This window comes from Streptomyces sp. NPDC059373, assembly GCF_042751495.1.
Lineage (GTDB): Bacteria > Actinomycetota > Actinomycetes > Streptomycetales > Streptomycetaceae > Actinacidiphila.
In genome coordinates this window covers 388610-411817 of the sequence record NZ_JBHYXC010000001.1, presented here as the reverse complement: position 1 = coordinate 411817, position 23208 = coordinate 388610, and the positions used below count along the sequence as shown (strand labels likewise).

Sequence of the window (23208 nt, the reverse complement as noted above, 5' to 3'; positions counted from 1 at the left end):
GCGGGGGCGCGGCGGTCTCTGCGGGGGTCCCCCCCCCCCATCTGCGGGGGGGGGGGGCCGGGGTCGGGGGGGGGGGGCCGCCCCACCGCCGTTTTTTCCTGCCCTTCAGTGGAAGGGCTCGCGCGGCACGACCGCCCCGCACCACCGGTCGTACGGCGCGCAGCGCATCGTGTCCCGGCGCAGTTGCGGGGCGTCCTGCTGTACGGGGGCGGGTTCGGCGGCCGGTTCCGCGGCCATGGGCCGGTCCGGCGGCTCCGGGCCGCGTACGGAGGCCGTGGCCGGCGGTGTGATCCACTGCACCGGGTCCGCCACGGTCGTCACGCCCGTCCACAGCGCGAAGGCCGCCGTCAGCCCCACCGCCCCGGCCGTCTGCCGCCGCACCCGGCGCTCGCTGCGGCGCCGCAGCACGGGCCCGGCCGGCCGGGCCGTACGGGCCTCGCGGAGCAGCGGGTGCAGCCGGGCGGCCGCGTCCTCGCCGAGCTTGGCGCGGGCCCGCATGATGCGGCCGGCGGCGGCGGCCGTGCTGGCGGCGGTCTCGGCGGCCGCCTCGGGGAGGTCGAGGCCGAGGCCGTCGTAGAGCAGGAACGCGCGGCGCGAGGCGGGCGGCAGCCGCAGCAGGGCCGTGCGCAGGGCGAGCCCGGGACCGGCGCGGGCGCGGCGGCGCGGACGGCGCAGGGGGGTCCAGCGGTGCCGGGGCGCGAGGGCGTAGTCGTGCGCGGCCGCGCGGATCCAGCCCACCGGGTCCGGGTCGACGGCGACGGTGGGCCAGTGCTGCCAGGCGACGACGAAGGCGCGCCGCACGGAGCGGCGGGCGAGCCGGGAGTTGCCGGTGAGCAGCTCGACCTGGCGGAGGACGGGACCCGCGCAGTGCACGTGGAGCGCGTCGAACGCCGCCGCCGGGGTGGTGCATGATCGTGCGATAAGCCGCATAGCGTCATATTCGGCGACACGGTTACCACTCGCCACGCTGCCGGGGCAAAAGGGGTTCTTCAGGGCAGCATGGGGTGGCGTGACCCATATGACCGACCGCAACGACCGCACGCCGCCCCTGCCGTCGCTGCCGGAGAGGGCGCCCTCGGCGCTCGCGGGAGGGGTGGCGGCCGCAGGCCTGGGGCTGGGCGCCACCGCCGTGCTCGTCCTCTTCCTGTGGATCATCTCCCCGTACCCCGACAGCGGGGGCATCCAGGGCGCGCTGCACGTCGCCGCCGATGTCTGGCTGCTGGCCCACGGCACGGGCCTGGTACGCATGGAGACGCTCGGCGGGGCCCCCGCACCCGCCGGGCTGACGCCGCTGCTGCTGGCGGCGCTTCCGGCATGGCTGCTGTACCGGGCCGGGGCGGACTCGGCGGCCGACGAGGGCGAGGTCGGCTGGGCCGCGCTGGGATGGCTGGCCGGCGGCTATACGGCGGTGGGCGGCTGCGCCGTGCTCTACACCTCGTACGGGCCGGTGCGCAGCGACGCGCTCGGCGCACTGCTGCACCTGCCGGTCTTCGCCCTGCTCGCGGCCGCCGCCGGGGCCTGGTTCGAGCGCGGCCGGCCGCCGATTCCGCTGCCCGGCGCGGTGTCGCACGAGGGGGCCGTCAGGACGCTGCGGGCCGCCGCAGCGGGGCTCGCGGTGCTGCTGGGCGGCGGGGCGCTGCTGACGGGGGTGTCGCTGGTGTGGCACGCGGGGGCGTCCGCCGGGGCTTTCGGGGAGCTGAGCGATTCCGTGGCCGGGAAGTTCGCGGTGCTGCTGGTCTCCATCGCGCTCGTCCCGAACGCGGCGGTGTGGGGCGCGGCCTATGCCCTCGGTCCCGGCTTCAGCATCGGCGCGGGCAGCGTCGTCGCCCCGGCCGGTGCCTCCGGCTACCCCGTGCTCCCGGACTTCCCGCTGCTGGCCGCCCTGCCCGGGCAGGGCGGCGGTACGCCCCTGAGCTGGGCCGTCCTCGCCATCCCCGCCGGTGCCGCGCTGGCGGTCGCGCACTTCGCGGTGGGGCGTACGAACCGGGGCACGGCGGCCGTCGCTGCCTGCGCGGCCGGGCTGTGCGGCGTGGTGGCCGCGGGGCTCGCGGCTGTCGCCTCCGGGCCGCTCGGGGAGGGGACGCTCGCCGACTTCGGGCCCTCCGCGTGGCGGACGGGAGCCGCGGCGTGCGCCTGGACCCTGGTGGTCGGGCTGCCCCTGGCGCTCGGTCTCCGGTGGTGGCGGCTGCGGGACGTGGAGCCGGCCGCGCCGACGGGGGCCGTCGAGCTGCCTGCCGAGCAGCCGGCCGGCCTTCCGGAGCGGGAGGAGTCCGAGACGGACGCGCTGACGGAGTTCCCGTCGGTGCCGCCGGGGCGGCACCGGGCCGGTGACCCGAGGGAGTGACCCGGCGGGGTCTGCTCAGCCGTTGTCGATGACCGAACGCAGGGGCGTCGGGAGGAGATCCGCGCAGGCGGCGCGCGAGGCGGACGTCAGGGCGTCGCGGGTGCAGGAGTAGTAGTCCTGGTACACGAAGTGGATCGTGTACGTGGCCGCGACGAGGAGCATGGCGAGGCTGCCGGCGACGATGCCGCTGAGGGCGGCGGTGCGCTGGGGCTTTTCCGCGAGCTCGCCGGACGGGGCCTGGGGGCGCGGGTCCTCGTCGTGGACGGGAGCCCGGGAGAGGGCGGCGGCAGCGGCGGCGCGGGCGTCGGCACGCTGCTCGGGCTTCATACGGAGCGCGGAGATGCCCCAGTAGAGGGCGAGCGCGCCGAGGAGCAGCGAGAAGGACGTCCAGCCCAGAAGGGCGAAGAAGAGGCCCCACATGCCGGAGAGCAGCGCGTAGCGGGCCCGCCGCTGGGCGGGGTCCGTCGGGTCGAAGCGGGGCCCGGAGGGGCCGCCCGCGCCGTTGCCGCCGGAGCCGGGACCGGAGTCGGGGCCGGGACGGGGACCGCCGCCGAGGCCGCCGGACTGCCGGCCGGGCCGCTGGTCGCTCCACTGGCCGCCCCAGGCGGGCGGCGGCGGGGGAGCGGGGCGTTCGTCCTCGGGACCGGAGGAGTCCTCCGGCCGGCGCGGCTGCCAGGGCTGCTCGGGAGCGTCTTCGGGCGGCGGGGCGAACGGGTTGTCCTGGGGACGCCGCTCACGCAGCGCGGTCGCCACGCGGTGGGTGGTGGTGCTGCGGCCGCTGCTCATGGTTGCTCGAGTCATCCCCTGCTCGTGTCAGATACGTCACGTCCGCTACGCGCGTACGCCCTTACTCCTCAGCAGACGCTACCGTCCGCGCGCTCCCCCGTCCCGTGGGGGCCGTTCGGTGTGCCGGTATCGTTGCTGACGGTCGGCGGCCTCGTAGGGTTCCCTGGAATCTCAGGGCCCCCCGACTCGTACGATCCTCCATATCGCCGCAACTCCCCGAGGGACCACCTGCCGTGGCTGCGTTTCCCCCACCCTCCCGTCTCGTCGTGCTCGTGTCCGGCTCGGGCACCAACCTCCAGGCCCTGCTGGACGCCGGCGCGAACGTTGTCGCGGTCGGCGCCGACCGCGAGGGCATCGTCGGCCTGGAGCGTGCCGAGCGTGCCGGGCTGCCGACGTTCGTCGCGAAGCTGAAGGACTTCGGCAGCCGCGAGGAGTGGGACGCAGGGCTGGCCGAGGCCGTTGCCTCGTTCGAGCCCGACCTTGTCGTCTCGGCCGGTTTCATGAAGATCGTGGGCAAGGAGTTCATGGCCCGCTTCGGCGGCCGCATCGTCAACACGCACCCCGCCCTGCTGCCGAGCTTCCCCGGCGCGCACGGGGTGCGCGACGCGCTCGCGTACGGGGTCAAGGTCACGGGCTGCACGGTCCACTTCGTCGACGACGGGGTCGACACCGGCCCGATCATCGCGCAGCGTGCGGTCGAGGTCCGCCCGGACGACACGGAGGAAGCGCTCCACGAGCGCATCAAGGAAGTCGAGCGAAGGCTGCTCGTCGACGTCGTGGGGCGGCTGTCCCGCGATGGGTATCGCATTGAGGGACGAAAGGTTCTGTTGCCGTGAGTGCCGAGAGCAAGCGGGAGATCCGTCGCGCGCTGGTCAGCGTCTACGACAAGAGCGGACTGGAGGAGCTGGCGCGCGGCCTCCACGAGGCGGGGGTCGAGCTGGTCTCCACCGGCTCGACGGCCGCGAGGATCGCCGCCGCCGGGGTGCCGGTCACCAAGGTCGAGGAGCTGACCGGCTTCCCCGAGTGCCTGGACGGCCGGGTCAAGACGCTGCACCCGCGCGTGCACGCCGGCATCCTCGCCGACCTGCGCCTGGAGGACCACCAGCGGCAGCTGGCCGAACTGGGCGTCGAGCCCTTCCAGCTCGTGGTGGTCAACCTCTACCCCTTCAAGGAGACCGTCGCCTCCGGGGCCTCGGACGACGAGTGCGTCGAGCAGATCGACATCGGCGGCCCCTCGATGGTCCGCGCCGCCGCCAAGAACCACCCGTCCGTGGCAGTCGTCGTCAGCCCGCAGCGTTACGCCGACGTGCTCTCCGCCGTCCGCGACGGCGGCTTCGACCTGGCGCAGCGCAAGCGGCTGGCCGCCGAGGCCTTCCAGCACACCGCCTCCTACGACGTGGCCGTCGCGAGCTGGTTCGCCAACGCGTACGCCCCCGCCGACGACAGCCCCTTCCCGGACTTCCTCGGCGCCACCTACGAGCGCCAGAACGTGCTGCGCTACGGCGAGAACCCGCACCAGGGCGCCGCGCTGTACGTCGACGGCTCGCCCGGCCTCGCCTCCGCCGAGCAGCTGCACGGCAAGGAGATGTCGTACAACAACTACGTCGACACCGAGGCCGCGCGCCGGGCGGCGTACGACCACGACGAGCCCTGTGTGGCGATCATCAAGCACGCCAACCCCTGCGGTATCGCCTTCGCCTCCGATGTCGCCGAGGCCCACCGCAAGGCCCACGCCTGCGACCCGCTGTCCGCCTTCGGCGGGGTGATCGCCGTCAACCGGCCGGTGACCGTCGAGCTGGCCGAGCAGGTCGCCGAGATCTTCACCGAGGTCATCGTCGCGCCGGGGTACGAGGACGGCGCGGTCGAGGTGCTGGCCCGCAAGAAGAACATCCGCGTCCTCCGGGCCCCCGAAGCGCCGTGCGCCGTCAAGGAGTTCCGGCCGATCGAGGGGGGCCTGCTCCTCCAGGAGAAGGATCGCCTCCAGGCCGACGGCGACGACCCGGCCAACTGGACGCTGGCGACCGGCGAGGCACTGTCCGACGGCGAACTGGCCGAGCTGGCCTTCGCCTGGCGGGCCTGCCGGGCCGTCAAGTCCAACGCCATCCTGCTCGCCAAGGACGGCGCCACGGTCGGCGTCGGCATGGGCCAGGTCAACCGCGTCGACTCCGCCAAGCTCGCCGTCCAGCGCGCCGGCGCCGAGCGCGCGGCCGGCTCCTACGCCGCGTCCGACGCCTTCTTCCCCTTCCCGGACGGCTTCGAGGTGCTGGCCGAGGCAGGCGTCAAGGCGGTGGCCCAGCCGGGCGGTTCGGTCCGCGACGAACTGGTCGTCGAGGCCGCGAAGAAGGCCGGCGTGACGATGTACTTCACCGGCACGCGGCACTTCTTCCACTGATACGGACGTACGAAAGCCGCACCTCGACGAGGTGCGGCTTTCGTACGCGACGGCTCAGTAACGCGGGCGGTTGAACCAGGCCGCCGTCTCGGCCTTGGCCGAGAAGACGATGACCAGGATGGCCAGCACCAGGGGCAGCACCGCGAAGATGCCTCCGCTGAAGAGGTTGATCACGCCCCCGACCAGGACCAGCGCACCCATGACGATCGCCCCGGTACGCGTGCCCGGGCCGCCGGTCTTGAACTTCGTGCCCATCGCGATGCACAGCGCGCCGAGCGCGAGGGCGAACACCCCGGCGAACCACAGCACTCCGATCGGCAGGGACGAGGTGTTCGTGTCGTCGAGCGCCGACAGAGCGGCGGCGCCGACGAAGACGAGCAGCGCGGCGACGATCTCCATGCCGCCCAGTACGAAGAGCAGCGTGCGCGCCGTCTTCGGGGCCTGCGGCATGACCTCGGGGCCACCCGCATAGCCGTAAGGAGCCTGCGGCTGCTGCGGATAGGCACCGTAGGGCTGAGCTCCCTGCGGCGGCTGCTGCTGCGGGTAGCCGTAGCCGGGCTGCGGCTGCTGGGGCTGCTGCTGCGGGTACCCGTACGGCTGTTGCGGCTGCTGGGGCGGCTGCTGGCCGTACGGGTTGTTGGGACCTGGCGGGTAACTCACGTGAGTCTTCCTCCGAGCGGATGCGAGCTGGGGGCACCCCCGGACGGAGTCCGGGGGAGGGGACGCCACGTCATTTTTATCGGATGATTACTGCGTTTTGACGACAACCGACTTGACGATCTTGTCGGCGAACGTCTGCTTCTTGTCGTCCCACAGCGGCCACAGGAAGCCGATGTAGCAGGCGGCACCGTCCAGTCCGTGGCACAGGCGGCGTACGAAGGCCATGCCGAAGCCGAGCGGCTGGCCGTCGATCTCGCGCAGCACCTTGATGCCCAGGGCCTTCTTGCCCGGGGTCTGGCCCTTGGTGCCTTCCAGGTAGCACATGACCAGCGCGGCGACGAACGACAGCAGCGCGCCGAGCAGCAGCAGGACGATGGCGCTGCCGGGCGTCTTGGGGCTGGAGCAGGAGCTGTAGGTGCCGGAGTAGTCGCAGCTGGTGTCGAGCGCGGAGCTGATCAGCTGGCTGTATCCGACGATGAACAGGATCCCCGGGATCAGGTTGAAGATGAGGGCGTCGAGCAGCAGGGCGCCGAAGCGCGCGCCCCAACTCGCGTACGGCGGCATGCCGGGGACCGGCCCGCCCGGGTAACCGCCCTGGTAGCCGCTGGGGTAGCCGCCCTGCGGGGGATAGCCGCCCTGCTGGGGGTAGCCGGCCTGCTGCGGCGGGTAGCCCTGCTGCTGGGGGAAGCCCTGGGGGGCGGGCGGCTGCTGCGGGTAGCCGTAGCCGGGCTGCGGCTGCTGCGGGACGGCCGGGGGCTGCTGCGGGTAGCCGTACGGCTGCTGCGGAGGCTGCTGGGGCTGCTGCGGCTGCTGGGGCGGCTGCTGGCCGTAAGGATTGCTGGGACCGGGCGGATAACTCACGTGCTGATTCCTCCGAGCGGGGACGATGAGTCCGGAGTGATGATTGGGACGACGTCACATCGTCGTGGCCCGCTGGCTGCCCTGTCCAGCGGCTTGTACGGCGGCGGTACGCGGACCTGAGAGGATGGGGGGCATGACCGCCCAGATTCTCGATGGCAAGGCCACTGCCGCCGCGATCAAGTCCGAACTGTCCACCCGCGTCGCGGCGCTCAGGTCGCGGGGCATCACCCCCGGCCTCGGCACGCTGCTGGTCGGCGACGACCCGGGCAGCCGCTGGTACGTCGCCGGAAAGCACCGCGACTGCGCGGAGGTCGGAATCGCGTCCATCCAGCGCGAGCTGCCCGACACCGCGACCCAGGAGGAGATCGAGGCGGTCGTACGGGAGCTGAACGACAACCCCGAGTGCACCGGCTACATCGTCCAACTCCCGCTCCCCAAGGGCATCGACACCAACCGCGTCCTGGAGCTGATGGACCCGGCCAAGGACGCCGACGGCCTGCACCCGATGAGTCTCGGCCGGCTGGTGCTGAACGAGCCCGGCCCGCTGCCGTGCACCCCGAACGGCATCGTGGAGCTGCTGCGCCGCCACAAGGTGGAGATCAACGGCGCGCATGTGGTCGTCGTCGGCCGCGGCGTCACCGTGGGCCGCTCGATCGGCCTGCTGCTGACCCGTAAGTCGGAGAACGCCACCGTCACCCTCTGCCACACCGGCACCCGTGACCTGGGCGCCCAGCTGCGCCAGGGCGACATCATCGTGGCGGCGGCGGGTGTCCAGCACCTGGTGAAGCCCGAGTACGTCAAGCCGGGCGCGGCCGTCCTCGACGTGGGCGTCAGCCGGGACGCCGACGGCAAGATCGTCGGCGATGTTCACCCCGGCGTGGCCGAGGTCGCGGAGTGGATCTCGCCGAACCCGGGCGGCGTCGGCCCGATGACCCGCGCGATGCTGCTGGCCAACGTCGTAGAGGCGGCCGAGGGTCATGTCGGCTGAGCGCAGCAGGCGCTTCCCGGCCTGGACGCGTACGACCGCCCGCCCCGAGGGCGGCGGCCGTGCGATAGGGCCCAACGCCCCCGCCCCGGCCCGGCAGTGGCCGATCCTGGCGGTGCTGGGCGCGGTCGCCGTCGGGCTGCTGCTGACGGCGGCGGGCAGCTTCCGGGCCGGCATCGTGCTGATCGGTGCCGGGCTGCTGCTGGGCGCCGGGCTGCGCTGGCTGATGCCGTCGGTGGGGATGCTGGCGGTGCGAAGCCGGTTCACCGATGTGATCACGTACGGGTTCCTCGGCACGGTGATCGTGCTGCTGGCGCTGATGGCGCAGCCGAACCCGATCCTGGAGATCCCGTTCCTGGAGGACATCGTCCGGTTCTCGGTGCGCTGACCCGGTGCGGTTCCCGGGGTCACGGGGGTGGGCCGAGTAGCTTGCTCCCATGGCGAAGATCAAGGTGGCCAATCCCGTCGTCGAGCTCGACGGTGACGAGATGACCCGCATCATCTGGCAGTTCATCAAGGACAAGCTGATCCTGCCGTACCTCGATATCGAGCTGAAGTACTACGACCTCGGTATCGAGCACCGCGACGCCACCCGCGACCAGGTCACGGTCGACGCGGCGAACGCGATCAAGGAGTACGGCGTCGGCGTGAAGTGCGCGACGATCACGCCGGACGAGGCCCGGGTCGAGGAGTTCGGCCTGAAGGAGATGTACCGCTCCCCGAACGGCACCCTCCGCAACATCCTCGGCGGTGTGATCTTCCGCGAGCCGATCATCATCGACAATGTGCCGCGTCTGGTCCCCGGCTGGACCAAGCCGATCGTCGTCGGCCGCCACGCCTTCGGCGACCAGTACCGCGCCACCGACCTGAAGGTCCCCGGCGAGGGCACCCTCACCCTGACCTTCACCCCGAAGGACGGCTCCGATCCCGTCGAGCTCGTGGTGTACGAGTTCCCGGGCCCCGGTGTGGCCATGGCCATGTACAACCTCGATGCGTCGATCCGCGACTTCGCGCGGGCCTCGTTCGCGTACGGCCTGGACCGGGGCTTCCCGGTGTACATGTCGACGAAGAACACGATCCTCAAGAAGTACGACGGCCGGTTCAAGGACCTCTTCCAGGAGATCTTCGACGCCGAGTTCCGGGCCGACTTCGAGAAGGCCGGTCTCACCTACGAGCACCGCCTCATCGACGACATGGTCGCCGCCGCCCTCAAGTGGTCCGGCGGCTACGTCTGGGCCTGCAAGAACTACGACGGCGACGTCCAGTCCGACATCGTCGCGCAGGGCTTCGGCTCGCTGGGCCTGATGACCTCCGTCCTGATGTCCCCCGACGGCAGGACCGTCGAGGCCGAGGCCGCGCACGGCACGGTGACCCGCCACTACCGGCAGCACCAGCAGGGCAAGCCCACCTCCACCAACCCGATCGCCTCGATCTTCGCGTGGACCCGCGGCCTCGCCCACCGCGGCAAGCTGGACGACACCCCCGAGGTCACCGGGTTCGCCGGGACCCTGGAGCGGGTCTGCGTCACGACCGTCGAGAACGGCCAGATGACCAAGGACCTGGCGCTGCTGATCTCCAAGGACCAGCCGTACCTCACCACCCAGGACTTTCTTGCCGCGATCGATGACAACCTGCGCAAGAAGCTGGCCGTCTGAGACCGACTTCGTCCGTTCTGGTGCCCTGTCCGGAAAACGCTCCGGGCAGGGCACTGGCGTTCTAACGTGGGTCGCGGGACGTGGGGGAGGGGACCGCCGTGACGCTGTGGGAACCGTTGCCGGACACCATGAGCGCCAACGCGCGCCGGCTCGCTGTGCAGTTGCGCAGGATGAAGGACCGCAGCGGCCTCGCCGTGCCGACGCTGGCGGCGCGTACGTCGCAGAGCACGGAGTCCTGGGAGCGCTACCTCAACGGCGCCAAGGTGCCGCCTCGTGACGCGGTCGAAGTGCTCGGCCAGCTCTGCGGGGCCGACTACGAACGCCTCGGCGCCCTGTGGGAGTTGGCCGACCGCGGCGGCGGCACGTACGTACCCGACCCGGACCCGCTCGACCCGCTCGCCCCGGCCGAAGGGCTGCCGAAACCGCACCGGTGGCGCAAGAGGCTCCTGGTGGCCGGCTTCGGCCTGGTGCCGGCCTCCGCGCTCGGCCTGCTCGTGCTGGCCGGCCTCACGGCGGACAGCAGCACCGGACGGGCCCAGGCGCCCGCCACTTCGGCGCCCCCGGCATCGGCTCGCACCGGCACGCAGCTCCCCGGCGGGTTACCGGTGGGCACCGCGCCGGGCGGCGACGGGAGCGGCACGCCGGTGTCCGCAGCGCGCGACGCCGGCCCCGACGCCGCCTCCGCCAGTCCTGTCGACGGCACGTCCGCGGACACCGGCACCGCCACGTCCCGCGCCCCGGGAGGCGGCGGTACGGGAACCGCGGCGCCGCCCGCGACCCGGTCGGCGACCCCCACCACGGCCCCGACGGCCTCCGCTTCGGCCTCGCCCTCCGCGTCGGCCACGTCGGGCGGCGGGCTGTGCCTGGGCGTGATCATCATCAACGTCTGCGTCGGCGGGTGACGCGGAACCGTATCGCGTGTTCCTCGCATCCCCTTGGGTAGGTCGGAAAGGCATCATTCTCGGCACCGGGGGACAGGAGGGTGGCAATGGCCCGTTGGCGGGCGCTGGGGGACGATCTGGACCCGCAGATCAGGGAGTTCACGGCCCTGCTGCGGCGCCGGATCGAGCGCAGTGGGGTGAGCATCGCGCAGCTCGCCGAGGCGACCGGCTACAGCCGGAGTTCGTGGGAGCGTTATCTCAACGGCAGGCTCCTGCCGCCCAAGTACGCCGTCGTCGCCCTCGCCCAGGTGACCGACACCGAGCCCTCCCACCTCACGACGCTCTGGGAACTCGCCGAGCGCGCCTGGAGCCGGGCGGAGGCCCGGCACGACACCACGATCCAGGCCCACCTGGTGGCCGAAGCGCGGGCCGCCCTCGGGGAGTTCGGGCCTCCGCCCGATGTGGGCGGGGACGGTGGTGACGGCGAACCGCCGCGCCGCGGGCGCCGGGGCCGCCGGCGGGCGCTGCTCTTCCTCACCGGGATCGCCGTCGTGGTACTCGCCGTCCTCGGCGCGACGTTCCTGCTCCGCGGCCCCTCCGCCCCCGAACGGGCGGCCGCCACGCCCTCCGCGTCCCCATCCACCTCCGGCTCGGCCCAGAGCCTCCCCTCCGGCGTCAAATGCGCCGGCGACTCCTGCACCGGCAAGGACCCCGAGGCCATGGGCTGCGGCGGCAAGTACGCCCGCACCGCCGCCGCCACCTGGGTCGGCGGCTCCTACGTCGAAATGCGCTACAGCCACACCTGCGGCACCGTCTGGGCCCGCATCTCCGCCGCGTCCCCCGGCGACGCCATCTCCGTCACGTCTGCCTCCGGCTCCACCGAGCGCACCCGCATCGGCGGCTCCGCGGCCGCCTACACCCCCATGCTCGCCGTCTCCGCGCCCTCCGCGGCGAAGGCCTGCGCCACGCTCAACACGGGCGTGCACGGCTGCACGCCGCGCGGCGCCTGACCCCCACCTCGCTTCGCTCGCCGTGGAAAGGTGGTCGGGGCCACACGTGGGTGGGGCGCGAGCGCGTCGTGGGCGGGTATAGCCTGGCCTGGGTCTCTTGATGCCGAGAGATCCACGTTCCGGGGCAGAGGGACGCTGCCGGGGCGGCCAGGGTTCCAGCAGGAGAAGGCCAGGAGAAGGCAATGACTCGCACCCCCGTCAACGTCACCGTCACCGGAGCGGCAGGCCAGATCGGCTACGCGCTGCTCTTCCGTATCGCTTCCGGCCAGCTGCTCGGCGCGGACGTGCCGGTGAAGCTGCGCCTGCTGGAGATCACGCCGGCGCTCAAGGCCGCCGAGGGCACCGCCATGGAGCTCGACGACTGCGCCTTCCCGCTCCTCCAGGGCATCGACATCAGCGACGACCCGAACGTGGCCTTCGACGGCGCGAACGTAGCCCTCCTCGTGGGCGCCCGCCCGCGCACCGCCGGCATGGAGCGCGGCGACCTGCTCTCGGCCAACGGCGGCATCTTCGGCCCGCAGGGCAAGGCCATCAACGACAACGCCGCGGACGACATCCGCGTCCTGGTCGTCGGCAACCCGGCCAACACCAACGCGCTCATCGCGCAGGCCTCCGCGCCCGACGTCCCGGCCGACCGCTTCACCGCGATGACCCGCCTGGACCACAACCGCGCGATCTCGCAGCTGGCGAAGAAGACCGGTGTGCCGGTGAGCGAGATCCGCCGCCTGACCATCTGGGGCAACCACTCCGCCACCCAGTACCCCGACATCTTCCACGCCGAGGTCGCCGGCAAGAACGCCGCCGAGATCGTCAACGACGAGAAGTGGCTCGCCGAGGACTTCATCCCGACCGTCGCCAAGCGTGGCGCCGCGATCATCGCGGCCCGTGGCGCGTCCTCGGCCGCGTCGGCCGCCAACGCCGCCATCGACCACGTCTTCACCTGGACCAACGGCACCGCCGACGGCGACTGGACCTCCGCCGGTGTCGTCTCCGACGGCTCCTACGGCGTCCCGGAGGGCCTCATCTCCTCCTTCCCGGTCACCGCCAAGGACGGCAAGTTCGAGATCGTCCAGGGCCTGGACGTCAACGCCTTCTCCCGCGCCCGCATCGACGCCTCCGTCAAGGAGCTCGAAGAGGAGCGCGCCGCGGTGCGCGAGCTCGGCCTGATCTGAGCGCGCTCCCGGCGGGCGGAGTCCGACGCGGCTTTCCCGAAGCCTGTGAGGCCCCCTGGGGCCGAGCAGTGCGAGGGGAGCCATCAAGAATTGATGCGCGCCGCGGTCCGCGAGCTCGGCCTGATCTGAGCGCCTGATCTGACCCCGTAACACCCTGACGGCCCGTCAACGCACCTTCGAAAAGCGTGCGTCGGCGGGCCGTTGCGCTCCCTACAATGTGACGTACGCAACGGCAGTTCACATTCGGGGGACGAGTGGAACAGGGCAAAGCAGAGTACGTACCGACGGTGGCCGCGACTCCGGCGCCACCCTCACCGCCACCGCTGCCCGCGCAGCGCGCGACGTCGCCCGCGCCGTCGCCGGCGCGGCATCCCGCGCACAGCGAGGCGACCCGGCTGCTCTGTGCCGGGGTGTACCTCGACTCGGGCTTCCGGAGCCGGGTCATAGAGGAGCTGGTGGAGCACGAGGAGCGTCCGGTGGCGCCCTCGCTGGGGGTGGACGCCGTCCCGGTGCTGGCGCATGCGCTGCGGGCCAGGGCGCAGGAGTGGCAGACGGCGGCGCTGCTGCTCGCGGTGTGGATCGGGTTCTTCTGGATGGACCTCGCCGCCTCGGACGGGTCGCTGAGTTCGACCTCGTACGACCCGTACACCGGGGCGTCGTCCTCGTCCCTGGACTGGACCGGGGTCGCGGGGCAGGCGCCGTGGGCGCTCGCGTACGCGTGGATCTGCCTGCAGTTGTTCCTCGCCCGCGTCATCGGCGGCCGAGGCACGGCGACGTACGTGGAGGAACGCGACAAGGCGAGCCGGGCCGGGATTTCCCGGTGGCGCAAGTGGCTGGCCCGCTACTTCGTCTTCTACGGCCGTTTCACCGCCATCGTGTACTGGATTGCCGCGATCGTCGCGGTCAGCCAGGGAGACACCCCCGAGGGGCTGCTCTTCCCGCTGCTGATCACGGCCGTGATCGCCTGGCACCGCTACCGCATCGCCGCCGTCTTCCGGCACGAGCTGAGCCCCGAGGCCTTCGAACGGCTGCCGCGCGCGACGCTTCCGCCCGGCGAGCGCTATCAGCGGATCGGTGCCGCGATCGACCGGGAGCAGCACTCGGCGTTGATGATCTACGACCCGTTCCGGCCCTTCATCGGCGCGGGCGAGACGTACGAGCCGTGGTCCTTCGCCCTGGAGCTGAAGCGCAAGAAGCCCGAGGGGAGGTCCGACCGGCTCACCAGCCGCCAGGTCCTGGACCTGATCAGGCCGCAGTTGGAGCGGCTGCGGGACGCGTCCGCCGCCACCAGCCGGGACCGGCTGAAGGATCTGGAGCTGGAGGAGTGCGTCTTCCTGCCGGCAGGACCCCCGCGAGGCCTCATCTCGTACGCTCCCGACGAGGTCGCCCGGCACATCGAGGGGTCGGTCGACGAGGGCGCCGAGGCCCGCCGGCTCTTCCTGCGGATCCGGGTCGGGGCGTGGGACGAGCAGGTCGTCACCACCATCCTGGTCCGCGTGCACACGCAGGGCGGCATGCTCGTCCTGGAGGTCGTACCGCACGTCCTGAGCCCGATCCGGGCCGAGTACAAGCGCGGCGACGCCATCGCTGCCCAGAGCGGCAGCGGGGTGCTGCGCGAAGCCGTACGTGCGCTGTTCACCAGCCCCACCGCGAGCGTCGCGTCCGCCTTCTCGGCCGGGCGGACGATCGCCGGCACCTTCCGCCTGTGGCTGTCCGACCCGCGCCACGCCCTGCCGGACGCCCCGGCGGCGTCGGTGCGGGAGCTCGGCAGCATGCCGGGCGTGTGGCTGTTCCAGGAGATGGACATCAGCCGGTACGTGAAGACGGTCCAGGACCGCATCGTCAACGGAGTGCGCGAGGCCCTGCGTTCGCAGGGTTACGAGACCGGGGAGTTCGAGCAGCAGGTCGTCAACGTCGCGGGCGGCGGCGTCTTCATCGGTGGATCGATGAGCGGCGGCGCGATCGCCAGCGGTGCGGGCGCGCAGGCCAACGCGGGGGGAAGCAGCAGCACATGACGCAGCAGCATGATCACGAGAACGACGACGCAGAGCAGGCGGTCGGAGGCGGAGGCCTCTTCGTCGGCGGCTCCGTCACCGGCGGCGCCATCGCGACCGGCCGGGAATCCCGCGCGACCGACAGCAGCAAGGGCACCGGCGGCGCCCCCGTCGCCGACCTGCCCGCACCCGTCGCGCCGCCGTCCGCGGTGCCGAGCGGCGGGGCCGTGGTCGGCGGCCACGTCACGGGCGGCGCGATCGCGGCGGGCCACGGCAGCGAGGCGGTGTACGACGCGCAGCGCGCGGACGGCAGCCACGAGGAGCTGCTGGCTGCCGTGACGCTGCTGCGGCAGCACCTCGGGCTGCTGACCCCCGGTCCCGAGATCGACGAGGTCGACGGCGAACTCGCCGGGGTCGAGGACGAGATCACCCGCACCGGCCGCGCCGAGCCGACCAGGCTGGAGCGGCTGCGCGAGCGGCTGACCACCGGCAACGCGGCCCTCGCCGGGCTCCAGTCGGCGGTGGCGGTCGCGGTGGCGATCCGGGGGCTGCTGTCATGACCGCCCGCTGGGACGCGGACCGCCAGCGCTGGGCGAGTCCGGACACCTCCCTGCCCCCCGGCCCCGTCCCGCCGATGCCACCCACCCCGCCGGGCCCCTACCCCGAGCCGGTGGCGCCCCCGGGGCCGCGGCTGTCACCCCCGCTGCTGGCGGCGCTGGCGGTGGTCACCGTCGGCGTGCTGGTCGCGGGCGGCCTGTGGCTGGCCAAGGGCGACCCGAAGCCGCAGCAGCCCCTGGCGGGCGGCTCGAGCAGTGCGTCCGGCTACGCCGAGCCCACGGACACGTACACGGACACCTCCTCCTCGTCCCCGTACGCGAGCGGGAGTCCGACGCCGACCGAATCCGCGTACCCGACGCTCCCGGACGGCTACCAGGCCGTCACGGACGACAAGGGCTTCGCGCTGTACGTGCCGGTCGGCTGGAAGCGGGTCGTCGACGGCGACCAGATCTACTACACCCCCGACAACAAGAAGCAGCATCTGATCCAGATCGGGAGCGACGCCGCCCACGGCAGGACCCCGTACGAAGCGCTCCAGACGGTCGAGTCCGAGGACCTCTCCAAGCGCGCCGACTACCAGCAGATCAGCTTCCAGGTGACAGGCACGGACGCGAACACGGACGCCTCGGCGCCGGCGGAGCTCGCATACTCGTACACCAACACCAAGTCCGGACCCCGCAGCGCGATCGACCACGCCTTCCTCACGAGCGACGGCAGCACCATCTACTACCTCCTGGTCGCCGGCCCGAGCGACGAATGGACCGACACGCAGGCGGTGTTCGCCAACGTCATCGGCTCCTTCTGCGACGGCGTGGACCCCTGCTCGGGCCAGGACTGACCAGGCTGATTCAGCGGATCGCGGACAGCAGCCCGCACAGCGTGTCCACCGCCCCCGCGAAGGCGTGCTCGGGCGGGGTGCCGTAGCCGACCACGAGGGCCTGGCCGCCGGCGCCCGCCTCGCCGCCCAGCGCGTCGAGCCCCTGAAGGGCGAGGCCGCGCTGGGCCGCCCGCGACACCAGGTACGCCACCGGCGGGGCGCCGGGCGGCAGTTCGAGCACGGCGTGCAGTCCGGCGGCGATGCCCGACACGCGTACGCCCGGCGCCCGTTCGGCCAGGGCGGCGGTGAGGCGGTCGCGGCGGCGCCGGTAGTGCAGCCGCATCCGCCGCACATGGCGGTCGTACGCGCCCGAGGCGATCAGCTCGGCGAGCGTCAACTGGTCGATGACCGGCGAGACATGGTCCGCCAGCCGCTTCTGCGCGGCCACCGCGTCCAGCAGGGCGGCCGGCAGTGCCAGCCAGGCCAGCCGCAGTCCGGGGGCGAGGCTCTTGCTCGCGGTGCCGGCGTACACGACGTGCTCGGGGGCGAGGCCCTGAAGGGCGCCCACCGGCTGCCTGTCGTAGCGGAACTCGCCGTCGTAGTCGTCCTCGATCACCACGCCCCCGCCCGCCCGGGCCCAGGCCACGGCCGCCGTCCGCCGCGCCGGCGACAGCGGCACCCCCGCCGGGAACTGATGCGCCGGCGTCAGCAGGACCGCGTCCGCCCGGGCGTCCGTCAGGCCCTCGACCCGCGCCCCGTCCTCGTCCACCGGCAGGGATACGGTCTCCAGCCCCGCCCCCCGCAGGATCGTCCGCGTATCCGGATACCCCAGGGCCTCCACGGCGATCCGCCGCGCTCCGCGCTCCGCACGCAGGGCCCGGCCCAGCAGCCCGGTGGCCTGCACGAACCCCGTGCACACCACGATCAGCGCCGGATCCGTCCGCACGCCGCGCACTCGCGCCAGATACTCCGCAAGCGCGCCCCTCAACTCCGGCCGCCCGCGCGGGTCCTGGTAGCCGAACGCCTCGTTCGGCGCCGCCGCGAGCGCCCTGCGGGCCGCCGCGGCCCAGGCCGCCCGCGGAAACGCCGACAGGTCCGGCGACCCGGGCCGCAGGTCGTACGCGTACCGCTCACCCTCCGCCCGCTCCGGAACCGCCGCCGCGACGCGCTGCGCCGCCCCCGCCCCCGCGCCCGCCGCGACCCTCGTCCCCGATCCCTGACGCGCCGTCAGCCACCCCTCCGCGACCAGCTGCCCGTACGCGTCCGCCACCGTGTTCCGCGCCACCCCCAGGTCCGCCGCCAGCACCCGCGTCGCCGGCAACCGCGTCCCCGCCGCCAGCCGCCCGTCCCGCACGGCCTCCCGCAACGCGCCCTCCACCGCGTCCCGCGTCCCGCCGCCCGCGGTCAGCTCCAGATGGAGGTCGATCCCTGAATTGGCCCAGTCGTTCACGCCCTCATTGGACCACGGGCCAGGGCCTTTACGGGCCTAGCTTTGACCCATGACGACATCCACCAGCCCCACCCGCATCAGCCTCTCCCAGGCCGCCCCCGACTTCTACCAGGCCATGATCGCTCTCGACGACGCCGCCTCCGCCGGTCTCGACCCGCCGTCGCCGAACTCGTCAAGATCCGCTCCTCCCAGCTCAACGGCTGCGCCTTCTGCCTCGACATGCACAGCGCCGACGCCCGCAAGCTCGGCCTCTCCGAGCAGAAGCTCTACGCCGTCGCCGTCTGGCGCGAAGCCCCCTTCTTCACCGACCGCGAGCGCGCCGCCCTCGCCCTCGCCGAAGCCGTCACCCTCCTCGGCGACCACGGTGTCCCTGACCCCACCTACGCCGAAGCCGCCCGCCTCTTCGACGCCGACGAACTCCCCCGCCTCCTCGCCATGTGCGTCACCATCAACGCCTGGAACCGCATCGGCGTCTCCACCCGCCTGACCCCGGCCCTGCGCTAGCCGGCCCCAGCCCGAGGTCGCCGACGAAGCCGTCGCGGCTCCCAGCAGGGGCGTGGCGGTGCCCCGGGCACTACGCCGCCGGCGCGGGCTCGCCGAAGCGGGCGAGGGTGAGGGCGCCGAGGAGGGCGAGGGCGAAGCCGGCGGTGGCGAGGGGGGCGAGGCCGTCGCGGGTGCGGTCGCCGAGGGCGGCGATGCCGACGAGGGCGGGACCGATCGTCTCGCCGATGACCATGCCGGCCGTGGCCGCGGTCACCGACCCGCGGTGCAGTGCGGAGGTGAGCAGCAGGAAGGCCGCCCCGCCGCCGATCAGCAGGGCGTACGTCGCCGGGTTGGCCAGCACCGCGCTGGGGGCGAGGTCGTCGATGAGCCGGACGGCGACCTCGACCACGCCGAAGCCGAACCCCGCGCCCAGCCCCAGCACGGCGGCCCGGGCCCGTCCGGGGAGCCGGCCGGCCGCGCCGCCGACCGCCAGGACGGCGACCGCCGCGCAGAGCACGCCCACCCGCAGCGCGGTGTCCCCGGACCCCTTGCCCTCGGCCCCCGAGGCGAGCCCCAGCATCGCCAGGCCGCCGCAGACCGCCACCACCGCGCCCCACTCGGCCCCCGACAGCCGGATCCGGAGCAGCCGGGACGCGGTCACCGCCGTCACGGCCAGGCTCGCCGCGAGGGCCGCCCCCACCGCGTAGATGGGAAGCCGCCGCAGCGCGATGATCTCCAGTACGAAGCCGACCGCGTCGACGCCGAGCCCGGCCAGGTACCGCCACTGCCCCAGCGCCCGCACCAGCAGCCGCGCGTCGACCCCCGAGCCGCTCCCGGCCTCCGCCGCCCGTGCGCCGAGCGCCTGCAGCACCGAGGCCACGCCGAAGCAAACCGCCGCCCCGAGGGCGCACACCATTCCGATCAGCACGCGGCGAACCTAACCCGAGCGGGAGGGGCGTCGAGAAACCGGTCCGTCCCGATCAGCACGCGGCGAGCCCCATCAGCTCGTGGCGTCGAGCACCGCCCGCAGTTGGTCGAGCCCCCAGTCGAGGTCTTCCTTGGAGATGACGAGGGGCGGGGCGAGCCGGATGGTCGCGCCGTGCGTGTCCTTGACGAGGACGCGGCGCTCCATGAGGTGCTCGGAGACCTCGCGTCCGGTGCCGCGCTCAGGGGCGATGTCGACGCCGGCCCAGAGGCCCCGGCCCCGTACCGCCGTGACCGCGCCGGTCGCGGCGAGCCGGCCCAGCTCGTGGTGGAGGTGGTCGCCGAGCTCGGTGGCGCGCTGCTGGTACTCGCCGGTGCGCAGCATCGCGATGACCTCCAGCGCGACCGCGCACGCCAGCGGGTTCCCGCCGAACGTGGAGCCGTGCTCGCCGGGCCGGTAGACCCCCAGCACATCGGCCGACGAGACCACGGCCGAGACCGGCACGACGCCGCCGCCCAGAGCCTTGCCCAGCACGTACATGTCCGGCACGACGCCCTCGTGCTCGCACGCGAAGGTGCGCCCGGTGCGGCCGAGGCCGGACTGGATCTCGTCGGCGATGAACAGCGTGCCGCGCGCGGCTGTGAGCGCCCGTACGCCCGCCAGGTAGCCCAGCGGGGGCACGAGGACGCCGGCCTCGCCCTGAATGGGCTCGAGGAGCACGGCCACCGTACGGTCGTCGACCGCCGCCTCCATCGCGGTGAGGTCGCCGTAGGGGACGATCTCGAAGCCGGGGGTGTAGGGCCCGAAGTCGGCCCGGGCCTCCGGGTCCGTCGAGAAGCTGATGATCGTGGTGGTGCGGCCGTGGAAGTTGCCGGCGGCGACCACGATCTTCGCCTGGCCGGCGGGCACGCCCTTGACCCGGTAGCCCCATTTACGGGCCGTCTTGACGGCGGTCTCGACCGCCTCCGCGCCGGTGTTCATGGGGAGGACCATCTCCATGCCGCAGAGCGCGGCCAGCTCCGTACAGAATTCCGCGAAGCGGTCGTGGTGGAAGGCACGCGAGGTGAGCGTGACGCGGTCGAGCTGGGCCTTGGCCGCGTCGATGAGCCGCTGGTTGCGGTGGCCGAAGTTGAGCGCCGAGTAGCCGGCCAGCATGTCCAGGTAGCGGCCGCCCTCGACATCGGTCATCCACGCGCCCTCGGCGGAGGCGACGACGACCGGGAGGGGGTGGTAGTTGTGCGCGCTGTGCGCCTCGGCCGCGGCGATGTGCCGACCGGAAGCAGTCGTCACGCCGGTCGTACCGGTCACCCCGGTCGTGCCGGTCGTGCTGGTCACGCCAGGCACCTCGGTCACGCCAGGCACGCCGGGCACCTCGGTCACGTCGGTCACGTCGTTTTCTCCGTTCGCGGTACGCAAGGAGTCATTTCTATCGTCGCTCACCCGGAATGTGACGAAACCTTCCGGTGAACCCCGCTTGATAAACTTCTCCTGAGCCGTGACTGGCGCGCTGGGATGGGGACAACCATCGGGGAGCGGCTCAGTACACAGAGCCGTGCGCCTGGGCCGTCCCGCTGCCGTCGAGGAGGCCCCATGCCCGCGAACCCGAACGTCCCCAACGACCCGAACGCGACGACGCCCACCCGCGAGACCGTCGCCTACCGCAACGCCCTGGACGTCATCCGTGCCGTCGAGCCGCGCGTCGCGGACGCCATCGGCCAAGAGCTCGAGGACCAGCGTGCCTCGCTCAAGCTGATCGCCAGCGAGAACTACGCCTCCCCGGCGACCCTGCTCGCGATGGGCAACTGGTTCAGCGACAAGTACGCCGAGGGCACCATCGGCCGCCGCTTCTACGCCGGGTGCCGCAACGTCGACACCGTCGAAGCGCTCGCCGCCGAACACGCCCGCGCCCTCTTCGGCGCCGAGCACGCCTACGTACAGCCGCACTCGGGCATCGACGCCAACCTGGTCGCCTTCTGGGCCGTGCTGTCCCAGCGGGTCGAGAGCCCCGCGCTCAAGCGCGCCGAGGTGCGGCAGGTCAACGACCTGACCGAGCAGGACTGGGCCACGCTGCGGGCCGAGTTCAACAACCAGCGCATGCTGGGCATGTCGCTGGACGCGGGCGGCCACCTCACCCACGGCTTCCGGCCCAACATCTCGGGCAAGATGTTCGACCAGCGCAGCTACGGCACGGACCCGGTGACCGGGCTGCTGGACTACGACGCGCTGCGCGAGACCGCCCGCGAGTTCCGCCCGCTCATCATCGTGGCCGGCTACTCCGCCTACCCCCGCCTGGTCAACTTCCGCATCATGCGCGAGATCGCCGACGAGGTCGGCGCGACCCTCATGGTCGACATGGCGCACTTCGCGGGCCTGGTCGCCGGCAAGGTCCTCACCGGCGACTTCGATCCCGTACCGCACGCGCAGATCGTCACCAGCACCACCCACAAGTCGCTGCGCGGCCCGCGCGGTGGCCTCGTGCTGTGCCAGGAGGAGCTGGCCGAGCACGTCGACCGGGGCTGCCCGATGGTGTTGGGCGGCCCGCTCCCGCATGTCATGGCCGCCAAGGCCGTGGCGCTCGCCGAGGCGCGGCAGCCGGACTTCCAGGACTACGCCCAGCGGATCGTCGACAACGCCGCCGCGCTCGCCGAGGGCCTGCTGCGTCGCGGCACCACGCTGGTCACCAGCGGCACCGACAACCACCTCGTACTCGCCGACGTCCAGTCGTACGGCCTCACCGGCCGCCAGGCCGAGACCGCGCTGCTGGACTCGGGGATCGTCACCAACCGCAACTCCGTCCCCCACGACCCCAACGGCGCCTGGTACACCTCCGGCATCCGCCTCGGCACGCCCGCGCTCACCACGCGCGGCCTCGGCGTGGCGGAGATGGACGAGATCGCCGGGCTGATCGACACGGTCCTGCAGAACGCCGAGCCCGCCACGGCCGCCAGCGGCAAGCCCTCCAAGGCCCAGCACACCCTGGACGCCGCCGTCGCCGAGCAGGTCGCCAAGCGCGCCGCCGACCTGCTGGCCGGCTTCCCGCTCTACCCGGGGATCGACCTGAGCTGACGCGTCGTACGCGTCGTACGCGGAGGATGCCGGAGCAGGACCCGGGACCTGAGAGAATAAATGCCATGGCCTTCGATCGACCCCGTGTGCTCTCCGGCATCCAGCCCACCGCAGGTTCGTTCCACCTGGGGAACTACCTGGGCGCGGTCCGACAGTGGGTGGCGCTCCAGGAGACCCACGACGCGTTCTACATGGTCGTGGACCTGCACGCGATCACCGTCCCGCAGGACCCCGCCGAGCTGCGCGCCAACACCCGGCTCGCCGCCGCCCAGCTGCTCGCCGCCGGGCTCGACCCGGACCGCTGCACGCTGTTCGTGCAGAGCCACGTCCCCGAGCACGCCCAGCTCGGCTGGGTGATGAACTGCCTCACCGGCTTCGGCGAGGCCTCCCGGATGACGCAGTTCAAGGACAAGTCGTCGAAGCAGGGCGCGGACCGGTCGACGGTCGGCCTGTTCACGTATCCGATCCTCCAGGTCGCCGACATCCTGCTCTACCAGGCGAACGCCGTGCCCGTCGGCGAGGACCAGCGCCAGCACATCGAGCTGACCCGCGACCTCGCCGAGCGCTTCAACACCCGCTTCCGCGAGACCTTCACCGTGCCGGCTCCGTACATCGTCAAGGAGACGGCGAAGATCTACGACCTGCAGGACCCGACCGCCAAGATGAGCAAGTCGGCGCTCTCGCCCAAGGGCCTGATCAACCTGCTCGACGAGCCGAAGGCCTCCGCGAAGAAGATCAGGAGCGCGGTCACCGACACCGAGACCGTGGTCCGCTTCGACGAGCAGAACAAGCCCGGCATCAGCAACCTGCTGACGATCTACGCCACCCTCACCGGTACCGGAATCCCGGAACTGGAGCAGAAGTACGAGGGCAAGGGCTACGGTGCGCTGAAGACCGACCTTGCGGAGGTGTACGTGGAGTGGGTCACACCCTTCCGCGAGCGCACCCAGGAATACCTGGGCGACCCGGAGACGTTGGACTCGGTCCTGGCGAAGGGCGCGGAGAAGGCCCGCGCGGTGGCAGCCGAGACGCTGGCCAAGGCCTATGACGCGGTCGGCTTCCTGCCCGCCAAGCACTGACCCGAGGACCGGCTCGAGGACCGAGCCGAGCCCGAGCCGGGCCGGACAGGACTTACGTCCCGCGCGCGTGTGACGTACGACGCTCGCCCA

The 23208-nt window shown here is 72.7% G+C and carries 22 protein-coding genes and 1 riboswitch; of the genes, 15 read left to right on the top strand and 7 right to left on the bottom strand.

What is annotated here, in order from left to right; translation table 11 throughout:
- Positions 1–105: 105 nt before the first annotated feature.
- Positions 106–930 (bottom strand): sigma factor-like helix-turn-helix DNA-binding protein, encoded by an 825-nt coding sequence (locus ACFXJ5_RS01890; RefSeq protein ID WP_384625451.1) that lies wholly within the window; start codon positions 928–930, stop codon positions 106–108.
- An 88-nt stretch (positions 931–1018) separates the two neighbouring features.
- Here ACFXJ5_RS01890 and ACFXJ5_RS01885 point away from each other — a divergent pair, with 88 nt between their 5' ends.
- Entirely contained in the window at positions 1019–2344 is a 1326-nt protein-coding gene (locus ACFXJ5_RS01885) for a cell division protein PerM (RefSeq protein WP_384626542.1), read from the top strand.
- Positions 2345–2359: 15 nt separating this feature from the next.
- Here the strand turns inward: ACFXJ5_RS01885 and ACFXJ5_RS01880 are convergent, their stop codons facing one another.
- Positions 2360–3145, bottom strand: coding sequence for a hypothetical protein (locus ACFXJ5_RS01880; protein ID WP_384625448.1), 786 nt, complete (start codon positions 3143–3145; stop codon positions 2360–2362).
- A gap of 218 nt (positions 3146–3363) precedes the next feature.
- Here ACFXJ5_RS01880 and purN point away from each other — a divergent pair, with 218 nt between their 5' ends.
- On the top strand, positions 3364–3966 hold the full coding sequence (gene purN / locus ACFXJ5_RS01875; RefSeq protein WP_384625445.1) for a phosphoribosylglycinamide formyltransferase: 603 nt from the start codon (positions 3364–3366) through the stop codon (positions 3964–3966).
- Positions 3963–5522 carry a bifunctional phosphoribosylaminoimidazolecarboxamide formyltransferase/IMP cyclohydrolase gene (purH, locus tag ACFXJ5_RS01870; RefSeq protein WP_384625442.1) on the top strand — a complete coding sequence of 520 codons (1560 nt, stop codon included), beginning with the start codon at positions 3963–3965 and terminating at the stop codon, positions 5520–5522. The genes purN and purH overlap by 4 nt, the downstream gene beginning before the upstream one ends.
- A gap of 54 nt (positions 5523–5576) precedes the next feature.
- Here purH and ACFXJ5_RS01865 read toward each other — a convergent pair whose 3' ends face one another.
- The gene (locus ACFXJ5_RS01865; RefSeq protein WP_384625440.1) at positions 5577–6182 is read right to left on the bottom strand and encodes a hypothetical protein; all 606 of its coding nucleotides are present in this window, start codon (positions 6180–6182) and stop codon (positions 5577–5579) included.
- Between the two features lie 87 nt (positions 6183–6269).
- On the bottom strand, positions 6270–7043 hold the full coding sequence (locus ACFXJ5_RS01860) for an RDD family protein (protein WP_384625437.1): 774 nt from the start codon (positions 7041–7043) through the stop codon (positions 6270–6272).
- 133 nt (positions 7044–7176) lie between these two features.
- Here ACFXJ5_RS01860 and ACFXJ5_RS01855 point away from each other — a divergent pair, with 133 nt between their 5' ends.
- The 9 genes from ACFXJ5_RS01855 to ACFXJ5_RS01815 all read left to right on the top strand — a co-directional run bounded on the left by ACFXJ5_RS01855 (position 7177) and on the right by ACFXJ5_RS01815 (position 16136).
- On the top strand, positions 7177–8031 hold the full coding sequence (locus tag ACFXJ5_RS01855) for a bifunctional methylenetetrahydrofolate dehydrogenase/methenyltetrahydrofolate cyclohydrolase (protein WP_384625435.1): 855 nt from the start codon (positions 7177–7179) through the stop codon (positions 8029–8031).
- Complete coding sequence (locus tag ACFXJ5_RS01850) at positions 8021–8416, top strand: DUF3017 domain-containing protein (protein WP_384625432.1); 396 nt, start codon at positions 8021–8023, stop codon at positions 8414–8416. The genes ACFXJ5_RS01855 and ACFXJ5_RS01850 overlap by 11 nt, the downstream gene beginning before the upstream one ends.
- A 49-nt stretch (positions 8417–8465) precedes the next feature.
- Positions 8466–9683, top strand: coding sequence for an NADP-dependent isocitrate dehydrogenase (locus ACFXJ5_RS01845; protein WP_384625430.1), 1218 nt, complete (start codon positions 8466–8468; stop codon positions 9681–9683).
- Positions 9684–9781: 98 nt separating this feature from the next.
- Positions 9782–10585: a helix-turn-helix domain-containing protein gene (locus ACFXJ5_RS01840; RefSeq protein WP_384625428.1), complete on the top strand. Its 804-nt coding sequence runs from the start codon at positions 9782–9784 to the stop codon at positions 10583–10585.
- A gap of 86 nt (positions 10586–10671) precedes the next feature.
- Positions 10672–11574: a DUF2690 domain-containing protein gene (locus tag ACFXJ5_RS01835; RefSeq protein ID WP_384625425.1), complete on the top strand. Its 903-nt coding sequence runs from the start codon at positions 10672–10674 to the stop codon at positions 11572–11574.
- A gap of 182 nt (positions 11575–11756) precedes the next feature.
- Entirely contained in the window at positions 11757–12746 is a 990-nt protein-coding gene (locus tag ACFXJ5_RS01830) for a malate dehydrogenase (protein ID WP_384625423.1), read from the top strand.
- 287 nt (positions 12747–13033) lie between these two features.
- On the top strand, positions 13034–14761 hold the full coding sequence (locus ACFXJ5_RS01825; protein WP_384625421.1) for a hypothetical protein: 1728 nt from the start codon (positions 13034–13036) through the stop codon (positions 14759–14761).
- Positions 14758–15300 (top strand): hypothetical protein, encoded by a 543-nt coding sequence (locus ACFXJ5_RS01820; protein WP_384625418.1) that lies wholly within the window; start codon positions 14758–14760, stop codon positions 15298–15300. The genes ACFXJ5_RS01825 and ACFXJ5_RS01820 overlap by 4 nt, the downstream gene beginning before the upstream one ends.
- Positions 15297–16136, top strand: coding sequence for a hypothetical protein (locus ACFXJ5_RS01815; protein WP_384625415.1), 840 nt, complete (start codon positions 15297–15299; stop codon positions 16134–16136). Before ACFXJ5_RS01820 ends, ACFXJ5_RS01815 begins: the two co-directional genes overlap by 4 nt.
- Before the next feature lie 10 nt (positions 16137–16146).
- Here the strand turns inward: ACFXJ5_RS01815 and pdxR are convergent, their stop codons facing one another.
- Positions 16147–17565, bottom strand: coding sequence for a MocR-like pyridoxine biosynthesis transcription factor PdxR (pdxR, locus tag ACFXJ5_RS01810; RefSeq protein WP_384625412.1), 1419 nt, complete (start codon positions 17563–17565; stop codon positions 16147–16149).
- A 42-nt stretch (positions 17566–17607) separates the two neighbouring features.
- Here pdxR and ACFXJ5_RS01805 point away from each other — a divergent pair, with 42 nt between their 5' ends.
- Positions 17608–18069 (top strand): carboxymuconolactone decarboxylase family protein, encoded by a 462-nt coding sequence (locus ACFXJ5_RS01805; protein ID WP_384625409.1) that lies wholly within the window; start codon positions 17608–17610, stop codon positions 18067–18069.
- Positions 18070–18139: 70 nt separating this feature from the next.
- On the opposite strand, the gene ACFXJ5_RS01800 is transcribed toward ACFXJ5_RS01805, so the two are convergent.
- Positions 18140–18964 carry a hypothetical protein gene (locus ACFXJ5_RS01800; RefSeq protein ID WP_384626539.1) on the bottom strand — a complete coding sequence of 275 codons (825 nt, stop codon included), beginning with the start codon at positions 18962–18964 and terminating at the stop codon, positions 18140–18142.
- A gap of 84 nt (positions 18965–19048) precedes the next feature.
- Positions 19049–20263 carry an ornithine--oxo-acid transaminase gene (gene rocD / locus ACFXJ5_RS01795; RefSeq protein ID WP_384626537.1) on the bottom strand — a complete coding sequence of 405 codons (1215 nt, stop codon included), beginning with the start codon at positions 20261–20263 and terminating at the stop codon, positions 19049–19051.
- A gap of 195 nt (positions 20264–20458) precedes the next feature.
- Positions 20459–20544: riboswitch (ZMP/ZTP riboswitch) on the top strand.
- A gap of 19 nt (positions 20545–20563) precedes the next feature.
- On the opposite strand from rocD, the gene ACFXJ5_RS01790 reads away from it, so the two are divergent.
- Both ACFXJ5_RS01790 and trpS read left to right on the top strand, forming a co-directional pair.
- Positions 20564–22039, top strand: coding sequence for a glycine hydroxymethyltransferase (locus ACFXJ5_RS01790; protein WP_384625406.1), 1476 nt, complete (start codon positions 20564–20566; stop codon positions 22037–22039).
- A 65-nt stretch (positions 22040–22104) separates the two neighbouring features.
- The gene (gene trpS / locus ACFXJ5_RS01785; RefSeq protein ID WP_384625403.1) at positions 22105–23118 is read left to right on the top strand and encodes a tryptophan--tRNA ligase; all 1014 of its coding nucleotides are present in this window, start codon (positions 22105–22107) and stop codon (positions 23116–23118) included.
- Positions 23119–23208 lie beyond the last annotated feature (90 nt).

Coding starts and splice junctions, on each gene's coding strand:
- ACFXJ5_RS01890 (WP_384625451.1), bottom strand. CDS start 930: ATGCGGCTTATCGCACGATCATGCACCACCCCGGCGGCGGCGTTCGAC.
- ACFXJ5_RS01850 (WP_384625432.1), top strand. CDS start 8,021: ATGTCGGCTGAGCGCAGCAGGCGCTTCCCGGCCTGGACGCGTACGACC.
- trpS (WP_384625403.1), top strand. CDS start 22,105: ATGGCCTTCGATCGACCCCGTGTGCTCTCCGGCATCCAGCCCACCGCA.
- ACFXJ5_RS01830 (WP_384625423.1), top strand. CDS start 11,757: ATGACTCGCACCCCCGTCAACGTCACCGTCACCGGAGCGGCAGGCCAG.
- ACFXJ5_RS01885 (WP_384626542.1), top strand. CDS start 1,019: ATGACCGACCGCAACGACCGCACGCCGCCCCTGCCGTCGCTGCCGGAG.
- ACFXJ5_RS01790 (WP_384625406.1), top strand. CDS start 20,564: ATGCCCGCGAACCCGAACGTCCCCAACGACCCGAACGCGACGACGCCC.
- ACFXJ5_RS01800 (WP_384626539.1), bottom strand. CDS start 18,964: ATGGTGTGCGCCCTCGGGGCGGCGGTTTGCTTCGGCGTGGCCTCGGTG.
- ACFXJ5_RS01820 (WP_384625418.1), top strand. CDS start 14,758: ATGACGCAGCAGCATGATCACGAGAACGACGACGCAGAGCAGGCGGTC.
- ACFXJ5_RS01815 (WP_384625415.1), top strand. CDS start 15,297: ATGACCGCCCGCTGGGACGCGGACCGCCAGCGCTGGGCGAGTCCGGAC.
- ACFXJ5_RS01880 (WP_384625448.1), bottom strand. CDS start 3,145: ATGACTCGAGCAACCATGAGCAGCGGCCGCAGCACCACCACCCACCGC.
- ACFXJ5_RS01845 (WP_384625430.1), top strand. CDS start 8,466: ATGGCGAAGATCAAGGTGGCCAATCCCGTCGTCGAGCTCGACGGTGAC.
- ACFXJ5_RS01835 (WP_384625425.1), top strand. CDS start 10,672: ATGGCCCGTTGGCGGGCGCTGGGGGACGATCTGGACCCGCAGATCAGG.
- ACFXJ5_RS01855 (WP_384625435.1), top strand. CDS start 7,177: ATGACCGCCCAGATTCTCGATGGCAAGGCCACTGCCGCCGCGATCAAG.